General features: G+C 63.7%; 18 protein-coding genes and 1 pseudogene. 9 read left to right on the top strand and 10 right to left on the bottom strand.

The annotated features are described in order from the left end of the window. The first annotated feature begins 35 nt into the window (after positions 1-35). Positions 36-680: a TetR/AcrR family transcriptional regulator gene (locus NKJ01_RS00685; RefSeq protein WP_352725216.1), complete on the top strand. Its 645-nt coding sequence runs from the start codon at positions 36-38 to the stop codon at positions 678-680. 147 nt (positions 681-827) lie between these two features. Beyond that, a complete protein-coding gene (locus tag NKJ01_RS00680; RefSeq protein ID WP_352725214.1) occupies positions 828-1,076 on the top strand; it encodes a DUF680 domain-containing protein in 249 nt (82 codons plus the stop codon). A gap of 41 nt (positions 1,077-1,117) precedes the next feature. On the opposite strand, the gene NKJ01_RS00675 is transcribed toward NKJ01_RS00680, so the two are convergent. From NKJ01_RS00675 to NKJ01_RS00640, 8 genes are all read right to left on the bottom strand, one after another. Continuing rightward, the gene (locus NKJ01_RS00675) at positions 1,118-2,167 is read right to left on the bottom strand and encodes a Gfo/Idh/MocA family protein (RefSeq protein ID WP_352725212.1); all 1,050 of its coding nucleotides are present in this window, start codon (positions 2,165-2,167) and stop codon (positions 1,118-1,120) included. A gap of 48 nt (positions 2,168-2,215) precedes the next feature. Continuing rightward, positions 2,216-3,001, bottom strand: coding sequence for a ThuA domain-containing protein (locus NKJ01_RS00670; RefSeq protein ID WP_352725210.1), 786 nt, complete (start codon positions 2,999-3,001; stop codon positions 2,216-2,218). 78 nt (positions 3,002-3,079) lie between these two features. Further along, on the bottom strand, positions 3,080-3,310 hold the full coding sequence (locus NKJ01_RS00665) for a hypothetical protein (RefSeq protein ID WP_352725208.1): 231 nt from the start codon (positions 3,308-3,310) through the stop codon (positions 3,080-3,082). 58 nt (positions 3,311-3,368) lie between these two features. After that, positions 3,369-3,953 (bottom strand): sarcosine oxidase subunit gamma, encoded by a 585-nt coding sequence (locus NKJ01_RS00660; protein ID WP_352725206.1) that lies wholly within the window; start codon positions 3,951-3,953, stop codon positions 3,369-3,371. Then, positions 3,946-6,939, bottom strand: coding sequence for a sarcosine oxidase subunit alpha (locus NKJ01_RS00655; RefSeq protein ID WP_352725204.1), 2,994 nt, complete (start codon positions 6,937-6,939; stop codon positions 3,946-3,948). The genes NKJ01_RS00660 and NKJ01_RS00655 overlap by 8 nt, the downstream gene beginning before the upstream one ends. Beyond that, complete coding sequence (locus tag NKJ01_RS00650) at positions 6,936-7,247, bottom strand: sarcosine oxidase subunit delta (protein WP_023759679.1); 312 nt, start codon at positions 7,245-7,247, stop codon at positions 6,936-6,938. The genes NKJ01_RS00655 and NKJ01_RS00650 overlap by 4 nt, the downstream gene beginning before the upstream one ends. Positions 7,248-7,250: 3 nt before the next feature. Next, positions 7,251-7,610: a hypothetical protein gene (locus NKJ01_RS00645; protein ID WP_352725202.1), complete on the bottom strand. Its 360-nt coding sequence runs from the start codon at positions 7,608-7,610 to the stop codon at positions 7,251-7,253. 10 nt (positions 7,611-7,620) lie between these two features. Continuing rightward, a complete protein-coding gene (locus tag NKJ01_RS00640) occupies positions 7,621-8,874 on the bottom strand; it encodes a sarcosine oxidase subunit beta (RefSeq protein ID WP_127416521.1) in 1,254 nt (417 codons plus the stop codon). 219 nt (positions 8,875-9,093) lie between these two features. On the opposite strand from NKJ01_RS00640, the gene NKJ01_RS00635 reads away from it, so the two are divergent. The 7 genes and pseudogenes from NKJ01_RS00635 to NKJ01_RS00605 all read left to right on the top strand — a co-directional run. Continuing rightward, entirely contained in the window at positions 9,094-9,462 is a 369-nt protein-coding gene (locus NKJ01_RS00635; protein WP_352599523.1) for a YrdB family protein, read from the top strand. A 192-nt stretch (positions 9,463-9,654) separates the two neighbouring features. After that, positions 9,655-10,041: an SET domain-containing protein gene (locus tag NKJ01_RS00630; protein ID WP_352725199.1), complete on the top strand. Its 387-nt coding sequence runs from the start codon at positions 9,655-9,657 to the stop codon at positions 10,039-10,041. A gap of 324 nt (positions 10,042-10,365) precedes the next feature. After that, complete coding sequence (rpsU, locus tag NKJ01_RS00625) at positions 10,366-10,644, top strand: 30S ribosomal protein S21 (protein ID WP_023810129.1); 279 nt, start codon at positions 10,366-10,368, stop codon at positions 10,642-10,644. A gap of 140 nt (positions 10,645-10,784) precedes the next feature. Then, positions 10,785-11,627, top strand: a complete 843-nt coding sequence (locus NKJ01_RS00620; protein WP_352725197.1) for a tetratricopeptide repeat protein — start codon at positions 10,785-10,787, stop codon at positions 11,625-11,627. 204 nt (positions 11,628-11,831) lie between these two features. Then, positions 11,832-12,308: a DUF992 domain-containing protein gene (locus NKJ01_RS00615; protein WP_352725195.1), complete on the top strand. Its 477-nt coding sequence runs from the start codon at positions 11,832-11,834 to the stop codon at positions 12,306-12,308. A gap of 93 nt (positions 12,309-12,401) precedes the next feature. Next, positions 12,402-12,899 carry a DUF992 domain-containing protein gene (locus NKJ01_RS00610; protein WP_352725193.1) on the top strand — a complete coding sequence of 166 codons (498 nt, stop codon included), beginning with the start codon at positions 12,402-12,404 and terminating at the stop codon, positions 12,897-12,899. Between the two features lie 203 nt (positions 12,900-13,102). Beyond that, positions 13,103-14,245 (top strand): annotated as a pseudogene (locus NKJ01_RS00605) (MFS transporter); the annotation flags it as partial. Positions 14,246-14,554: 309 nt separating this feature from the next. Here the strand turns inward: NKJ01_RS00605 and NKJ01_RS00600 are convergent. Further along, entirely contained in the window at positions 14,555-15,247 is a 693-nt protein-coding gene (locus NKJ01_RS00600) for a response regulator transcription factor (protein ID WP_352725481.1), read from the bottom strand. Next, on the bottom strand, positions 15,244-17,973 hold the full coding sequence (locus NKJ01_RS00595) for a DUF4118 domain-containing protein (protein ID WP_352725191.1): 2,730 nt from the start codon (positions 17,971-17,973) through the stop codon (positions 15,244-15,246). The genes NKJ01_RS00600 and NKJ01_RS00595 overlap by 4 nt, the downstream gene beginning before the upstream one ends. Between the last annotated feature and the right edge of the window lie 33 nt (positions 17,974-18,006).

Here is an 18,006-nt window from a genome sequence, read left to right as displayed (position 1 = left end):
TTGGCCAGCACCAACCCGAACAAAGGCACCGATCTTTGCCGCCGAGTGTCCAGACACGCCGCGAGAAACAAAAGGCCGAACTGCGCTCCGAACTGGTCGAGGCCGCGCACAAGCTCGTTCAGGAGGAAGGCTATGAAGGCCTGACCATCCGCAAGCTGGCCAAGCGGGTCGGCTACGCACCGATGTCGGTCTATTCCTATTTCGCCGACAAGCAGGACATCCTGTTCGCACTCGCCGAGGATGCGTTCGAGACGCTAGCCCGCCGCATCGAGGAGCACCCATCCGACGATCCGATCGAGGCGTTGCAGGCTGTCATGACCGAATATGCCGCCTTCGGGCTCGGCAATCCCAACGAATACCGCACCGTGTTCATGACCGAGAAGACGAAGCTGCCGGAAGGCAGGAGCTACGAGGACATGGAAAAGGGCAACCCGGCGATGAAGGTGCTGATCAGCAGGGTCGAGGCCTGCGTGGCCGCCGGCAAATTGCAGGGCGACCCGCGCGCCATCGCCACCATGCTGTGGGCAGTCGGCCACGGCACGATCTCGCTGCTGATCACCTTTCCGTTCTACCCCTTCGGCGATCCGCAGGCTTTCGTGAAGCGCATGTGCGATTTCACGCTTGCCACGCTCAGCACGCAAAACGTGCCGCCGCTGACCGACACACCGGTCAACTGCTGAACGCCAGTTTCCTTTCGAATTCTTGGTTAACATAAAGTTTAGCGTACGCGTACGGTTTTATCTTGAACTTCGCGATCGACGGACGTATGTGTACGGTGCATCGTACATGTACGACAAGAATTCACCCGTCGAAAACGGAGACAGACTATGAAAAAGACACTCTTCACCCTCGCAGCCGTGCTGGCACTTTCGGGCTCGGCCTTCGCCGCCAGCGCGCCCCACATGGTCAAGCATGCGTCCGCTACAACCTGCGTAGACACGAAGACCAACGTGAAGCTCGATTGCGCCTCGACCGGCTCGGTCGAGAAGAAGGGCGCCACAGAAAACACCGCTGAAGGCAAGGGCCCGCGGCTCGGCATCAGCATCGACCCGTGGATCGTGCCGAGCTCGTTCTAAGCTCCGCAGAAATGCGTACGGCCGGCGAAAGCCGGCCAGCTTCAGGCGACCAGGATTGGCAGCTTGGCCGCTGAACTCTCGAAGGCCGCGTCGATCAGTTTCTGCATGTCGGCGGCGCGCCGGAAGGACGGATCGCCGTTTCGGCCTGCATCGAGCGCGTCGGCAAAGCGCCGGGCGTTACGCTTGACATTGGGCAGCGGCAGCGTTTGCCAGCGCTGAAGATCGACATCGCCAGCCAGGCAGGCCGACAGGTTCGACTCCTTGCCATTGGTCTCGACCTTGATGGCGCCCTTGGTGCCGTGCAGGGCCAGCGACAAATCGTTGGTATGGCCAGTCATGTAGCGGCTTGCCACGATCGTGGCGAGCGCGCCGGAATCGAGACGCGCCGTCATCGCGACGCTGTCATTGGCATCCAGCACATAGTCGCCGATGCGCTCGCCCTCGGCCTTCGGAAACGTGACCAGATCGGCATGCAAGCTGACGATATCCTGGCCGGCGCCATACGTAGAGAAGTCCAGGATGTGAATCCCGACATCGCCGAGCACGCCGGTCGAACCGTGCCGGCTCGACAGGCGCCATAGCCATTTGTCCTCGACCCGCCAGTCGCCCCATGATTTGCTGATCAGCCAGCTCTGTCGGTAGCTCGCCTCGACATGACGCAGCTCGCCGATCTCGCCGGCCTGCACCATGCGCCGCGCTTCCTGGATTGCCGGTGAGTTGCGATAGGTCAGGTTGACCATGTTGACCACCCCGGCTGCCTCTGCCGCTTCGGTCATTGCCAGCGCGTCGGCGTGGTTCGGCGCCAGCGGCTTTTCGCAAAACACATGCTTTCCCTCGGCAAGCAGCGCCAGCGTCGTCGCCATGTGTGCACCATCCGGCGTCGCGTTGATGGCGGCATCGAAATGGCCCCAGGCGACCGCCGCCTCCAGGCTCTCGAAGAAATCTCCGATCTTGCTGGCAGCGGCGAACGCGGCCGCACGGCCGGGCACCTGATCGACGCAGGCGACGATGCCGCAGCCGGCAATCCCGGCGAACTCCTCGACATGATGCCCGGCGATGCCGCCCGTGCCGAGCAGAAGAATTCGATGCATCAGTTCAGGCCCCCAATCACCTCACGCCGCAATCGACTCACGCGCCGATCAGCCAAGACCCCTGTCGCCATCGGCATGCAGGCGCAGGCCTTTTTGGACGATCTTCTCCTTGGCGGCATCCGTCGGCACGTTCAGGGCATTGGTGATGCCGGACCAGGCCGGCGCCGGGTTGCGCGCCCAGTGCACCGCATTGCGCAGCACCTGCTGCACGCCCTCGTTGTGATAGATTGGATAGGTCTCGTGGCCCGGCGAGAAGTAGAAGATCCTGCCGGCGCCGCGCTGGTAGGTCAGCCCGGACCGGAACACCTCACCGCCCTCGTACCAGGAGACGAACACCGTCTCGAGCGGCTCCGGCACGGCGAAGGGCTCGCCATACATTTCGGTCTCGCCGATCTCCAGGCACTCGCCGATGCCTTGCGCGATGGGGTGGCTGCGGTTGATCGCCCAGACGCGCTCGCGCTCGCCCGCCTCGCGCCATTTCAGTGAACAGGGCGTGCCCATCAGCCGCTTGAAAATCTTCGAGTAATGTCCGGAATGGAGCACGATCAGTCCCATGCCTTCCCACACCCTTTTCTGCACCCGCTCGACGATCTCGTCCTTGACCTCGCCATGCGCCGCGTGGCCCCACCACAGCAACACGTCGGTGACGGCCAGGCGCTTTTCGCTCAAGCCATGTTCGGGCTCCTGCAAGGTGGCGGTGGTCGCCTCGATGCCCTTGTCCCGGTTAAGCGCCGCGGCAATGGTGCCATGCATGCCCAGGGGATAGAGGTCGCGTACGGCGGCACTGGTCTGTTCGTGGACGTTCTCGCCCCAAACGATCGCTTTTGTCGGCATTTTTCATCTCCCAAAGCGCTTTAAATAGCATGTCCAATGGGATTGAGAAGGTGCGATGCCGCCTGGCCCGATGGAAAACTACGCCTTGCGCTTCTTGCGCCCGGGCACGGTCTTGGCCTGGCCCGGCTTCGCCGGAGCGCCCGAGATGGACGATCCGGTAATCGATACCGGATCGCTGGCCGGGAACGTGTCCTCAAGGCCTTCCTGGAGTTCCTCTTCGGCGCTCGGCGCTTCGTGCCGCTCCTGTTCGAGCGAACGGACGGCCGACGTCTTTTTGACCGGCGACTTGGGCGCGGAATTCGACGGCATCGGCATTCTCCCTCGGCGTGAGGATGCAGAACGAGCCTGCCCTGCAAACGTTCCGGGTTCAGACCGCTGCGTCGCGCGATCCCTCGGACAAAAAAGTAAAGACATAGTCCGAGAAGGAACGCCAGCATTCAACCCTGAAGGCGTCCGGCGCCGTGCGCAACAGCACGATCTCGGTCTTGCCGAGGATGGTTCGCGACGCCGCTCCAACCGGGAAGCCATCGGGCGACAGGTCCTGCGGGCAACCCGCATTGATCGTCGCTGCTGCCCCGGTGCCCGTCACGGCGATAGCGATGTTGCGATGCGAGATGCCGACCGCCGAGTGCAAGGCGGAAACCCCAGCACAATCGGCCAGCGGATCCTTGCCCGCCTCATCGATGACCAGCCATTCGTCGGGGCCGAGCCACAAGGCGGTTCGCCCGCCCTTCGAAGCGGACGTCTTCGGCTTTTTCGGCAAGGTCACGCCGAGCGCCTTGGAAAGCGCTGCAAGCGAGGCCTCCGGTGCGCGCAATGAAATGCGCTCGGCCGGCGGCAGCACCTCGACCTTGACGCCGGTACCGGTCGTGCTGCGTCCGGCCAGCGCCGGACGGCGTTCTACCGAAGGCGATGTCACCGGTGCCGTCTTTCTTGCAGCAGCCTTAGCCATTGAGGCGCCCTCCCGTCTCGTCGAAGAACACCATGCTGGCAACCTCCACTTCGATCGCGCCGTTCGGCATCGGCACAAAGAGCGTGTCGCCCATGCGGTCGCGTCCGCCAGCGACCAGCGCCAGCGCGATCGAGCGGCCGCAATTTTCCGACCAATAGCTCGAGGTGACATGGCCGATCATCTTCATCGGGATCGCCTGCCGGGGATCCTCGACGATCTGCGCGCCCTCTTCCAGCACCACTTTCGGGTCTTTCGTTTTCAGGCCGACCAACTGCTTGCGGCCCTTGGCGACAAGGTCAGGTCGCGTCAAGCCGCGGATGCCGACGAAGTCCGTCTTTTTCTTGCCGACCGCCCAGTCGAGACCGGCATCGTTCGGCGTCACCGTGCCGTCGGTATCCTGGCCGACGATGATGTAGCCCTTTTCGGCGCGCAGCACGTGCATGGCCTCGGTGCCGTAGGCGGCAGCGCCGTGCTTCTGGCCCTCGGCCCACAGTGCTTCCCAGACAGCCTGCCCGTAATCGGCAGGCACGTTGACCTCGAAGCCGCGCTCGCCGGTGAACGACATGCGAAACAGCCTGGTCGGCACGCCGCAGATCTTGCCTTCGCGCACCGACATATGCGGCAGCGCCTCGTCCGACATGTCGATGCCTTCGACCAGCGGAGCGATGATGTCGCGGGATTTCGGTCCCTGCACCGCGATGACGGCCCATTGCTCGGTGATCGAGGTCAGCCAGACGTTGAGATGCGGGAACTCTGTCTGGAGATAATCCTCCATGTGGTTCATGACGCGCGGCGCGCCGCCGGTCGTCGTCGTCACATGGAAACGGTCTGGCGCCAGCCTGCCGACTACACCGTCATCATAGATGAAGCCATCCTCGCGCAGCATGATGCCGTAGCGGCAGCGGCCGGGCTCCAACTTCTCCCATGGGTTGGTGTAGAGCAGCTCCATGAATTTCGCTGCGTCCGAACCGACCACTTCGATCTTGCCCAGCGTCGAGGCATCGAACAGGCCGGCCGTCTTGCGCACCGCGACGCATTCGCGGTCGACCGCGGCATGCATGTCCTCGCCCGCCTTGGGGAAATACCAGGCGCGTTTCCACTGGCCGACATCCTCGAACACCGCGCCTTGCGCCTCGGCCCAGGGATGGATCGCAGTCTTGCGCGTCGGGTCGAACAGCGGACCCCGAGCATGGCTGACGATCGCGCCGAAGGTCACCGGCGTATAGGGCGCCCGGAACGTGGTCAGGCCGACCTCCGGGATCGGCTTGCCCAGCGTCTCGGCGGCAATCGCCAGGCCGTGCATGTTGGAGGTCTTGCCCTGGTCGGTCGCCATGCCGTTGGTGGTGAAGCGCTTGACGTGCTCGATCGAGCGCATGCCTTCGTGCACCGCCTGGCGGATATCCTTGGCGGTGACGTCGTTCTGGAAATCGACGAAGGCTTTCACCGTCGTGTCCGGCCCGGCTCCGGGCGCCGCACCCAGCATGCCGCGCGACCAGTTTTCCGACGCATCGACATTCGGCTTGGTACCCTTGGCGGTTTTCGCGCCTGCATCCTTGGCCGCCTTGGCGCCCGCCGCATAGGCTTCGTCGACCGCCGCGGACAGCCCGTCGGTGCCGTTGCAGGCGCCGACAGAGACGCAGTCCTGCGCATAGGTGCCCGGCACGAAGCGCTTGGTCTCGTCGTTGAAGGCGACCTTGCCGCGCGACTGCGAGAACAGATGCACCGACGGCGTCCAGCCGGCCGACATCAGGATCGCATCGACCGGGATGGTGCGTTCGCCGCCGCCATTCTTCGGCTGCACGGTCATCGACGACACCCTGAGCTTGCCGCCGGCGCGGATCACCGCGCGGCCGAAATTGACCTCGATGCCGAGTGCCCTCGCCTCGTCGATCAGCGGCCCGGTCGGGTTGTCGCGCAAATCGACGATCGCCGCCACGTTGACGCCGGCTTTCTTGAGGTCGATTGCCGCTGCATAGGCGGAATCATTGGCGGTGTAGACGCCGACATTCTTGCCGACCGCAACACCATAGTGGTTGAGATAAGTACGCGCCGCACCTGCCAGCATGACGCCCGGCCGGTCATTGTCGGCGAACACCATGTGACGCTCGATGGCGCCGGAGGCCAGCACCACGCGCTTGGCCCTCACCTGCCACAGCCGCTCGCGCGCCAGATCGTGGCCGGGAGTCTTCAAATGATCGCTGACACGCTCGACCAGCCCGACGAAATTCTGCGCGTAATAGCCGAACGCCGTCGTGCGCGAGAGTACGCGGACATTGTCCATGGCGGCGAGCTTCGCCGCGGCAGCTTGTGCCCAGGCAAAACCGTCCTGGCCGTCTATCTTGGCTCCGCTCTCGAAACGCAGGCTGCCGCCGAACTCGGCCTGCTCGTCGGCGAGGATGACACGCACGCCCGTTTCAGCCGCGGCCAATGCTGCCGCGATGCCGGCGGCACCGCCGCCCAGCACCAGCACTTCGCAATGCGCATAGCGCGACGAATAATGGTCCGGGTCCGGCTGGTCCGGGGAAACGCCAAGTCCGGCCGCTGCGCGGATCTTGGGTTCGTACAGGCTCTTCCATGCAGCCTTCGGCCACATGAAGGTCTTGTAGTAGAAGCCGGCCGAAAACAGCGGCGAAGCAAAGTCGTTGACCGCGCTGACGTCGAAGGACAGTGACGGCCAGCGGTTCTGCGACTGCGCGTCCAGCCCGTCATAGAGTTCCTGCACGGTGGCCCGCACGTTCGGCGTCTTGCGTGCCGCGTCGCGCTTGATCTCGACCAGCGCGTTCGGTTCCTCGGCGCCCGCCGACAGGATGCCGCGCGGACGATGGTACTTGAACGAGCGGCCGACAAGATGGACGCCATTGGCGAGCAGCGCCGAAGCCAGCGTGTCGCCCTCGATGCCGGTATAGGACTGGCCATCGAAGCTGAACCGCGCGGTCTTCGCCTGCTTGAAGCGACCGGCGCCAGGAATGCGGAACGCGCCGATCATTTGGCTACCACTTCGTTGGAGTTTTTGGGCAGCTTGGAGGGTTTCGGCTCGCCGGCCTTGTAGGTCATGACGAACTTGTCAGTGACGGTGTCGCGCACGGCGTTGAAGAAACGCGCGCAGCCATGCATGTGCCGCCAGCGCTCATAAATGATACCCTTGGGGTTCGAGCGGATGAAGAAGAACTTCTCGAAATCGTCGTCGCTCTCGCCGGCCATGTTGGCCGAGCGCGCGATGTGCGCCTCGCCGGCGTTGCGGAACTCGAGCTCCGGGCGCTCTTCCTCGCAATAGGGGCAGCGGATCAACAGCATGGGTCAGCTTTTCTCGTCAGGTTCGATATAGAGCCCAAATGCCTTCGTATTGCGAAGACCGACACGTTCCATCCGTCGTCGCCAACCTTGTGATGCATATGGACCAACTTCCTTCTCAGGCTCCGCCGCGTAGTCGGCGCGAAATCCTTTGGTGTTTTGGACGGGATATTTCAGGCCGAACGTTCCCGCCCACGGTGCGATTCCAAGGACGACCACGAAGATAAAAGCGGCGAACATGAAGCCCCCCACCAGATAGTAGGCAACTTCAGAGCCCGTCTGCTGATGCACTTGCGCAGCCAATAATGTGAGAAGCACTGCGCCGGCGCCCATCATGAGAAATCGTCTGTTCGTTTTCTTCGTCAACACACGCCCCTTAGTGCGCCACCGCCGCCGCCGCCGCCTCGTCGATGAGCCGGCCGGTGCGGAAGCGTTCGATGGTGAAGGGCGCGTTGATCGGGTGCGGATCGTCCTTGGCGATCGTGTGGGCAAAGACATGGCCCGAACCGGGTGTCGCCTTGAAGCCACCCGTGCCCCAGCCGCAATTGACGTAGAGGCCGGGCACTGGCGTCTTGGCCAGGATCGGCGAGCGGTCCGGCGTCACATCGACGATGCCGCCCCAGGAGCGCAGCATCTTCATGCGCGTGAAGATCGGGAACATCTCGCAGATGGCGTCGAGCGTGTGCTGCAGGATGTGCAGGCCGCCGGTCTGCGAATAGGACACATACTGGTCGGTGCCGGCGCCGATCACCAGTTCGCCCTTGTCGGACTGCGAGATATAGGCGTGCACTGTGTTCGACATGACAACGCAAGGCACCACCGGCTTGACCGGCTCCGACACCAGCGCTTGCAACGGATAGCTTTCCAGCGGCATGCGCACGCCGGCCATGTTCATGATGACAGAGGAATGGCCGGCCGCAACGACGCCGACCTTCTTGGCGCCGATGAAGCCGCGCGTCGTGTCGACGCCCATGACGGCGCCATTGGCGGCCCGCTTGACCCCGGTGACTTCGCAGTTCTGGATGATGTGCACGCCGCGCGCCGAAGCGCCGCGCGCATAGCCCCAGGCAACCGCATCGTGCCGCGCCGTGCCGCCGCGCCGCTGCAGTGCGGCACCGACGACTGGATAGCGCGCATCCTTGGAGGTGTTGAGCGGCGGGCAGAATTCCTTCGCCTGCTCCGGCGTCAGCCATTCATTGTCGATGCCGTTCAGTCGGTTGGCGTGGACGTGGCGCTTCAGCACCTGCACGTCGTGCACGTTGTGGGCGAGCATCATGACGCCGCGGGCCGAATACATGACGTTGTAATTGAGCTCCTGGCTCAGCCCATCCCACAGCTTCAGCGCGTGGTCGTAAATGCCGGCGCTCTCGTCATAGAGATAGTTGGAGCGGATGATGGTGGTGTTGCGGCCGGTGTTGCCGCCGCCGAGCCAGCCCTTTTCCAGCACCGCGACATTGGTGATGCCGTGCACCGTGGCGAGATAGTAGGCGGTGGCAAGGCCATGGCCGCCGGCGCCGACGATGATGACGTCGTATTCCTTCTTGGGCTCAGGCGAGGACCACTGCTCCTCCCAGCCCTTGTGGCCGCGCATGGCCTCGCGGGCGATGGCGAATACCGAATATTTCTTCAACGTCCCAACCTCGCCCCAGAAAAGGCCTCGCGAATAACGGCCGGGCGTTCATTCGATCCCGGCGCGCGAGGTGTATCACTAGCGAAACAGCGCTTCCACCCTTGCGCTGTTTGCGACGGCGCTTGCCGTTTTGCGCCACGGCGAAAAAGCCGCATGCGATCTGGCAGCTAAGGCACCGTTCGGTCACACTGTCTGTCGCGAGACTCTGGAGGATTATTTATGGGCAATGCCTGGTGGAATCTGACGTTGCGCTTCCTGCTGGAGCTTGCCGCCTTGCTCGGGCTCGGCATCGCCAGCTGGAGCCTCTCACACGATTGGTGGCGCTGGGTCGCTGCGTTGGCCACACCGCTCGTTGCTGCTGCGCTGTGGGGAACCTTCGCCGTGCTCAATGATCCGAGTCGGTCGGGCCGCGCCCCTGTGCGGGTTCCGGGCGCGGTGCGGCTGGTGCTGGAACTCGTCATCCTGTTCGGCGGCGCGGTCGGGTTCTATCTGGCCGGCCAAACGACCACGGGCATCGCCATGGCCCTGCTGATCGTCATCAGCTACGCATTCTCGCTCGATCGCCTGGCGTGGTTGTTGCGGCAATAATTCGCCCCACTGGCCTCCCTGTTTGGCGAGCGACGAGGAAGGCGCGGCGTGTCGATCAACCGGACGTGGAGTTTTTTTGCGGCCAGGACGAATGTTCGTAGTCACAACGCAGACCGCCGGTCTTGCTTTTTCCACGCGATTTGGCGATGCCATTTCGAAACGGGTCTTCTTGCCAAAACGGGTCCTGCCAACATGATGCTGATCAGAACCTACGTGGCTGCGAGCGCGATCGAGGGCGTCGGCATGTTCGCCGCCGAGCCGATCAGGAAAGGCGCTTCGATCTGGCGGCTCGATCCGGATTTCGACCGGTTGATCCCGATGGACAAATACGAGGCGGCACCGCCACCTCTGAGGGAATTGCTCGAGCGCTATGCCTATCCGAGCCCGGACCGGCCTGGCTTCATGGTCTATGAGGTCGACAATGGGCGCTTCATGAACCATTCGGCCAACCCGAACACGGATTTTTCGCAGTATGGCGGGGCCACCGCGACCCGCGACATCGCCGAGGGCGAGGAGATCACCTGCGACTACGGCGAGTTTTTCGAGGATTTTGAGCGGCTGCATTTGGCAACGGCATAGAGATCTGCTGGGGAGTGGGAGGCAAGCTGGCCTCGGCTTGGCCGCCATCTTTCGTCTGAAGCGACTGCCTTGCCGCCTTGGCCATATCCTTGCCCCGTGACGGCAACTATGCTAGTGTTTTGGGTATGGTGCTGATTTGCGCCGGGACCCCGCCTATGAGGCGGGTTTTTTGTTTCGGCTTCGGCGCCATTCTTCCATTTCGACTGTGGACAGCGCGGCCTGATTCTGCTATCAGCCGCCCCAATTCGTGGTGTAAACCGCCGCGGAGGCTAGTGGCTATGGCCGCTTGCCTGTTGACATCAAACCCGAAAGACAGGATTGCCCGTGCAGGTACTCGTCCGCGACAATAACGTTGATCAGGCGCTTCGCGCTCTCAAGAAGAAGATGCAGCGCGAAGGCATTTTCCGCGAAATGAAGATGCGCGGTCACTACGAGAAGCCGTCCGAAAAGCGCGCCCGTGAAAAGGCTGAAGCTGTCCGCCGCGCCCGCAAGCTGGCCCGCAAGCGCGCCCAGCGCGAAGGCCTGCTGCCGATGACGCCGCGCCCCGTTGCTGCTGGCGCCGCCGGCGGTGCAGGTGGTGCTCCGCGTCCGCCGCGGTTCTAACGCCAATTTTTCGTCCTTTTCGAAGGATATCAGAGGTGGCGCGATGCGGAATCGCCGCCACCTTTTTGTTTTGGTTGTGACCCGGCCCGGAGGGGGAACCGGACCAGAGCGACGCGGCTTGAAGTGAGGACAGGGCAGACATGAACGCAACAAGCGTGGAGCGCGGGACCGCATTGCGTGGTTTCGCCCTGACAGTGGCTCTGCTCTCCGGACTGGCGCTTGCCGGCTGCCAGACCTCAGGCCCGACCGGCGAATTCAACAACATCGACAAGGCGCAGGGGTCGAGCGAGAACATCTCGTCGCTGTCGGCGGTCATCCAGCGCAGTCCCCAGGATCCCGAAGCCTACAACGTGCGTGGCTCGGCCTATGGCCGCGGCGGCCAGTACCAGGCGGCGCTCAAGGATTTCAACCAGGCCATCCAACTCAACCCGAATTTCTTCCAGGCCTATTCGAACCGCGCGCTCATCCAGCGCTTCCTCGGCAATCAGACGGCCGCGCTCGAGGACTACAACCGTTCGATCCAGATCAATTCAAACTATGACGCCGCCTACATTGGGCGCGGCAACCTTTATCGCAAGGCGGGCCGCACCCAGGACGCTTTCAACGACTTCCAAAAGGCGATCCAGCTCGACACGACCGACGCGCGCGCCTACCACAATCGTGGCCTGATCTATCAGAGCCAGGGTCAGCACAAATTCGCTATCGAGGACTTCTCGACGGCGATCTCGCTGGCGCCGGACGCTGCCGAACCCTACAACGGCCGCGGCCTTTCCTATCTGGCAACCAACGACGAAGACAACGCCTTCTCCGACTTCAACATGGCGATCAAGCTCGACGGCAACAATGCCGAGGCCTGGGCCAACCAGGCGTTGATCTACGAGCGGCGCGGCGACAAGGCCAAGGCGGCGAAATCCTATCGCGAAGCCGTTCGCCTGAACCCAGCCTACCAGCCGGCCAAGGACGGCCTCGCCCGCGTCAGCTGATCGATTTCGGCAGCATTCCCACACAATCAGCGTGGCATCCATGTGCCGCGGCGCCCTTCGCGTGTCCGAAAAGACGCACCTCGGCAACCGTGCGTTAACCGCGGCAGCAAGGGGTTGACCCGTGCCTTGTTCGCGCCAAGTTTTCAGCGGAACGGTCTGGCCACCCAATCCGTTGTCAAAAAGCTATTTGCGAAAGGACTTCCCATGATCAAGAAACTCGCCTGCGCCGCTGTCCTCGCCATGACGGCATTTGCCGTCGCCCCGGCGAGCGCCGGCAAGCTGCAACTCGGCACGCTCGACTGCACAATCGATGGCGGCACCGCTTATATCGTCGCGTCCAACAAGGGTGTGTCCTGCGTCTTCCGCCCCCATCATCACGGACCGTCCGAGGTTTACACCGGCGTGATCTCCAAGGTCGGCCTGGATGTCGGCAAGACGCATCAGGGCCAGCTCGTCTGGGCCGTGCTGGCGGCAACGCGCGACCGCGACGGAGGCGATCTCGCCGGCAGCTACTACGGCGTCAACGCCGAGGCGAGCGTCGTGACCGGCGGCGGCGCCAACCTGCTGGTTGGCGGCCTGGACAGCGCCTTCATGCTGGAGCCGCTCAGCGTCCAGGCGCAGACCGGCGTCAACCTTGCTGTGGCCGTGACCTCGCTCCAGCTCATCCATTCGTTCAAGTGAATGTAGTGGAGCCATGCGCTCCACGACCCCTCACCCTGCGGCGCGGAACCGGATAGGATGGTTCCGCGTCGTTTGTTTTTGAGGGGGACCGCCATGCCCAAGATAACCATACCGCAGACAGCCATTGCCGCTGCGATGATCGCAACTTTGCTCGCCGGGACGGCGCGGGCGCGGGACCAAGGGATAGAACTCGGCACGCTTGATTGCGCCATCGGCGGCGGCACCGGTTTCATTTTCGGCTCGAGCAAGGATTTGAGCTGCACGTTCAACCCCGCCGACAAGACCTTCGCACCGGAAGCCTATTTCGGCGCGGTCAACAAATACGGCCTCGACATCGGCACGACGAAGCAGACATTCATGCAGTGGATCGTGCTGACGCCGCTGAAGAACATCTATGCCCCGGGTGCGCTGGCCGGCGACTATATCGGCGCCAGCGCCGAAGTGACAGCAGCCGTCGGCGCTGGCGCCAATCTGCTGGTCGGAGGATCCTCGCAGGCCTTCACCTTGCAGCCGCTCAGCCTGCAGACGCAGACCGGCATGAACCTCGCGATCGGCGTCAGCCAGTTCCAGCTGCGCAGCACTGAGAATTGACCGCGCCACCCGACCGCAATCCTATCTCGAAAAATTCGCTTGAGCTCAACCCCGGTTGAGGTTTTACAAGCCTGCCCCGACCGGAGCAGCGCGCTCGATGCGGTGCGCGATACACGCTCCTGCCTGCGCATGGTCCTGCCGGAAACCTGTACTGGCTTCTGGCGTCCTGCGCTGGCCTCAAGATATGGAAGCCAGGGGTGGAAATGACCGAAATCAGCACAAACAGGGTCGACTGGCGCGCATTGTGGGCAAGCGGCGACTTGGCGCGCTTCTGCTTCATCAGCCTCGGCATCCTGCTGCACGCCACCAACGAAACCATGGTGGCAACGGTGATGCCGGCCATGGTCGGTGAACTGGCCGGCGTGCAGCTCGTCGGCTGGTCGCTGGCTATCTACGAACTCGGCGCCATCGTTGCCGGCGCGGCAGCCGGACGTCTGGTGAGCTATGTCCCGCTGCGCGCCAACATGGTGGTCGCCGCGCTCCTTTACGCAGCCGGAGCGCTGATCTGCGCCACCTCGCCTTCCATGCAACTGTTCCTTGCCGGCCGCCTGATCGAGGGGCTTGGCGGCGGTGCGCTGGTGTCGCTGGCATTCGTCTCGGTCGAGCGGCTGTTCTCGCGCGCCATCTGGCCACAGCTTTTCGGCATCATGTCGGCGATCTGGGGCGTCGCCGCCTTCAGCGGACCGTTGCTCGGCGCGATCATGACCGAGCTTCTGTCTTGGCGCTGGGCCTTCGGCGTCTTTACCCTCGGCGGCACCGCGATGGCGCTGGCGAGCTTCATCGTGCTCGACACGCCGGAGGCGACAAAACCCAGGACGAGCATAGGCAAGGCGCCGCCCTTCCCGTTCGCGGCCCTTGGCTGCCTTGCCGTCGCAGTGGTGCTGATCGCCTCGGCCGGCGTTGACATCGCCTTGCTGCGCTCCTCGCTGCTGACGGTCCTTGGCCTGGCTGGCCTGGTGCTGTTCTTCTCCGTCGACGCGCTGAAGCCGCGCTCGCGGCTGTTTCCGGCGCGGCTGTTCTCGTGGCGCACGCCGGTCGGCGCCGGCATGACCATGGTTGCCGCCTTTTCGGTCGCGACCTGTTCCTTCGGCGTCTACGGCCCGCTGCTGCTGACCAGCCTGCACGACATTCCGCTGCTGACCACCGGCTACATCATCGCCGCCGAATCGATCGCCTGGTCGATCCTGTCGATCCTGGTCGCCAACGCACCACCGCAACGCGAGCGACTGATCATCGTCGGCGGCGCGGCGATGATCGCGGCCGGTATTGCCGGCTTTGCCTATACGATACCCCTAGGCTCCATCCCGCTGATCCTGATCTGCGCGCTGCTGCAGGGCGGCGGCTTCGGCGTCTCATGGCCCTTCCTGACGCGCGTCATCGTCGCCTCAGCGCCTGAAAGCGAGCAGACAGACCATCGCCTCGGCCGCAGTGCCGACCATGCAGCGGATCGGCTATGCCGTGGGTGCCGCACTCGCCGGCATCGTCGCCAACGCCAGCGGCTTTTCGCAAGGTTTGAACCACGACGCGGCAGCGAATGTCGCGTCCTGGTTGTTTCTTGCCTTCCTGCCGCTCGGCATTGTCGGCTGCCTGGCGGCCTTCCGGGCAACCACGCCCTTCGGTCAGCCGCGGGAAGCCATCGGCTAGACCTTGCCCGCTCACTCGACCTCGCGCAGGCGGTAACCAACGCCGGTCTCGGTGGTGATGTAGCGCGGCTGGTCGGGGGTCTTCTCGATCTTCTGCCTGAGCTGCCGGACATAGACCCTGAGATACTGCACGTCGGTCGAATCGCCCCAGACCTGCTTCAACAGGAAATGATGGGTCAGCACCTTGCCGGCGTGCTGCACGAGAATGCGCAGGATGTCGTATTCCTTCGGCGAGAGCTTCACGTCCTTGCCCTCGACCTTGACGACGCGCTTGACCAGATCGACGGACAGGTCGCCGGTCTGGAAAACAGGCTTCTCGCCCTGTTGCTGGAATTTGTGCCGCAGCGCCACTCGGATGCGCGCGACCAGTTCGTTCATGCCGAACGGTTTGGTGACATAGTCGTCGGCGCCGAGTTCCAGAGCCTGGACGATGCCGGCCTCGTCGATGCGGCTGGACAGAATGACCACCGGAATGTCGAGGCCGTCGTCGCGCCATTTGCGCAACAGCTCATGGCCGCTCATGCCGGGCAGGCCTAGGTCGAGCAGGACAAGGTCCGGCCTCTCAGTCTCCATCAGCTCGATCGCTGCTTTGGCGTTCGGCGCCTCGCTGATCGCGTAGCCCTGGCTGCCGAGCCCGACACGCAGCAGCTTTCGGATCGGCGGCTCGTCATCGACGACCAGTATCCTGACGTTCGAGTTTGTCATGCCAAGTCGCCCCCATCATCCGTGGCAGAGGCGTCGAGATCGGGCGTGTTGGCCGGCTTCGGCATCTTGATGGTGAAGACCGCGCCCGAGCGATCGGTCCGGTTTGCCGCCGTGATCGTCCCGCCCATCGCCTCGATGAAACCACGACAGATCGACAGCCCGAGCCCGGTGCCGGCGCGAACCTGGTCGCCCTTGCGCACCCGGTAGAAGGTGTCGAAAATCCGTTCCAGATCGCCCGTGGGAATACCCGGCCCTTCATCCATGACCTGCAGGAGGACCGAGCCGTTGTCGGTCCAGCCCTGAACGCGGATCGTCGAGCCGGATGGCGCGTATTTCGCTGCATTATCGAGAAGATTGAACAGTGCCTGCTCGAACAGGACGGGATCGACCTTCAGCATCGGCAAATCCGAGGTGATGTCCGTCTCGATCTTGTGCTCTGCGATGATCTTCCTGGCCCGCTGCAGGGCGGAGCCGACGATGTCGCCGACATAGTGGAAGGCGTAGTTCGGCTCCATCGCGCCGGACTCTATCTTGGTCATGTCGAGCAGATTGGCGATGAAGCGGTTCAGCCGCTCGGATTCGTCGAGCACGGTCGACAGAAGCTCTGCCCGATCCTGTTCGGGAAGTGCGGCTGAGAATTCCCTCAGCGTGCCGGCCGCGCCCATGATGGCTGCGAGCGGCGTCTTGAGATCATGGGAGATCGAGGTGAGAAGCGCCGAGCGCAGCCTGTCCGCCTCGGCGGCAAGCTTGGCCCGGTCGACGTCGGCGACCAGCTGGATGCGCTCGATGGCGACGGCTGCCTGATCGGCCAGCGCGTCCAGCAGGCGTTGCTGTTCGGGCGTCAGCAGCGGCCCCTGTTTGTCATTGTCGAGGCCGACGACACCGAGTGCCGTGCGCCCCGTGCGCAAGGGAAGATAGAGGCGCTTGGCGCCGGGAAGCGTGTCGGCGCCACGTCCGGCGGCCCGATTGTGCTCCCAGGCCCAGCGGGCGGCGGCGATGTCGGCTTCGGCCAGCGTGTCGTCGGGCGGATAGCCGGCCTTGACGGTTATCGTTCCGTCCTCCGGCAAGAGCAGCACCACCCGCAGCTTCAGCATCGAGGCGATCTGGAAAGCGGTTGCCCAGAGTACGTCGTCGAGCGTGCCGGCACCGGCAAGCTTCTTCGAAAAGAGGTAGATGTCCTCGGTGGCTCGCGCCCGTGAGCGGGCGGCGACCGCCTGGCGCTGCACGCGCGCTGTCAGATTGCTGGCGATAACGGCGACAACCAGGAAGACGCCGAGCGCGACAATGCTTTCCGGATCACGGATGGTGAGCGTGTAGCGCGGTTCCAGGAAGAAATAGTTGAAGGCAAGGGCGCTGACGAAACAGGCATACAGAGCCGGCCACAGGCCACCGGTCACCGCCGATGCCAGCACCGCGATGAGAAAGATGATCGCCAGATTGCGAACGTCGAGAAACTGGTCGAGAACGACGGCGAAGGCGAGCGAGCCCATGAGATAGGCCGTGGCCTTGAGATAGGGCCAGATCTCGAACTGCCACTGCTCGTCCGCCGCCCTGACGCTCCTCGACGCCGCCTCGGTGCCGCGTTCGTTTCCCGAAATGACATGGACGCTGATGTCGCCGGCATTGCGGATGAGATCATAGGTGAGCGAGCCTTCGATCAATTCCCGCCAGCGCGACCGGGTCGGCCTGCCGACCACGATGTGGGTGAAGTTGTTCGCCGTCGCGTAACGCACGATGTCCTGCGCCACATTCTGACCCGGAATGGTCGTCACCTCGGCGCCAAGCTGCTGGGCGAGGCGCAGGTTGTTTGCGAGCCGGTCCTTGTCCTCCTCGGGCATGCTGGCCAAGCGCGGGCTATCGACATGCAGCGCCGTCCAGGGGGCACGCAGCCGGTCGGCCAGCCTGCGCGCATAGCGGACGCGGGCCGCTCCTCCAGGACGCGCGTCGAGGCAGACGAGAACCCTTTCCCCGGCAGCCCATGGTCCGGGAATGGCATGCGCCTGCATATGGATCAGCAACTGGTCGTCGACGCGCTGCGCGGTGCGGCGCAGCGCCAGCTCCCTGAGCGCCGTCAGATTGCCTGATGAGAAATAGTTCTCGATCGCGCGCCGGGCGGTGTTGGGAAAATAGACCTTGCCTTCCTCGAGCCGCTTGATCAGGTCGTCGGGGGTAAGATCGATGATCTCGACATCATCGGCCTGGTCGATGATGGAATCGGGAACCGTTTCGCGCACCCTGACCTTGGTGATCTGGGCGACGACGTCGTTCAGGCTTTCGACATGCTGGATGTTGAGCGTCGTATAGACGTCGATGCCGTGCGTCAGGATTTCCTGAACGTCGAGATAGCGCTTGGGATGGCGGCTGCCGGGCGCGTTGGTGTGGGCGAGTTCGTCGACGAGAACCAGCGCCGGACGCCGGGCAAGGATGGCGTCGATATCCATCTCGTCGAGGATGCGTCCTTTGTAGTCGACCTCGCGGCGCGGAATGACCTCATAGCCCTCGACCAGGGCCAGCGTTTCCTTGCGGCCATGCGTCTCGACGATGCCGATGATCACGTCCACGCCGTCGGCCACCCTGGCGCGTCCAGACATCAGCATTTCGTAGGTCTTGCCGACGCCCGGTGCCGCGCCGAGGAATATCCGCAGACGGCCGCGCCCTTCCCGCTCGGCATGATCGAGCAGTGCGTCGGGAGAAGGTCTGGTGTCGTTGTTTCTGTCGTCCGGCATCAGGATCGATCATGGATGGAGCCGGGGATACTG

This window comes from Mesorhizobium sp. M0276, from assembly GCF_040321755.1.
In the GTDB taxonomy this organism is placed as follows: Bacteria; Pseudomonadota; Alphaproteobacteria; order Rhizobiales; family Rhizobiaceae; genus Mesorhizobium.
The sequence above is the reverse complement of the archived record's forward strand: the minus strand, read 5'-3'. Positions and strand labels throughout refer to the sequence as shown.